This window comes from Mesorhizobium tamadayense (genome assembly GCF_003863365.1).
Taxonomy (GTDB): domain Bacteria; phylum Pseudomonadota; class Alphaproteobacteria; order Rhizobiales; family Rhizobiaceae; genus Mesorhizobium; species Mesorhizobium tamadayense.
In genome coordinates this window covers 1-578 of sequence record NZ_RQXT01000218.1, presented here as the reverse complement: position 1 = coordinate 578, position 578 = coordinate 1, and the positions used below count along the sequence as shown (strand labels likewise).

General features: G+C 61.9%; 3 pseudogenes. All 3 read right to left on the bottom strand.

The window, feature by feature from the left end:
- Positions 1 to 274, bottom strand: a pseudogene (locus EH240_RS37375) (acyl CoA:acetate/3-ketoacid CoA transferase); the annotation flags it as partial.
- Between the two features lie 29 nt (positions 275 to 303).
- Positions 304 to 434: pseudogene (locus EH240_RS39990) on the bottom strand (gfo/Idh/MocA family oxidoreductase); the annotation flags it as partial.
- Positions 431 to 578 (bottom strand): annotated as a pseudogene (locus EH240_RS39580) (LacI family transcriptional regulator); the annotation flags it as partial. The pseudogenes EH240_RS39990 and EH240_RS39580, both read right to left, overlap by 4 nt.

Below are 578 nucleotides of genomic sequence, written 5' to 3'. Positions count from 1 at the left end.
CGTCGGAAGGGCCCGAAGGGTAGGAGCCGCCGATGATGGTTTTCAAGAGGCCTTTTTGGGCTATGTAATCGACGCCCTTGATGCCGCTCATGTCGCCCGCGGCAATCGGGTGGAGCGTAGTCAGGTCGCGCGGATGCCCGGCGGCCTCGAAGCGTTCGCCGATCGCCTTCAGCATCAGGTCCGGGCAACCGAGCCCGCTCGAGGACGAGACCGACACGATAGCGCGATCCGGAATGAGGGCGGCGGCTTGGGCGGGGGTGATGTGCTTGCTCATTGCGGGATGCTCAAAGCCCTAGTTCGACGCGCATATGTCTTGGCGCGCCCAACACTGGAACTGACGACTGATACGACCTGCCTCGGCTTCCCCGCATACCACTAGCGACCCACTCTCGCGCGATCGTGCTCGCACCGATCAATGCCCATCGAACTGTCATCCTAACTTCCCCTCTGGTTTGCTCTGGCCAGTTCCACAACTCTGGCGGACGACCAGCCTGACCGCCGCAATGATGTTCTCAGCATCTGCTTTTCCCGCATTGATCTGCTTCAGAAGGAGGTGTGCGGCGCGCCTGCCCATAGCC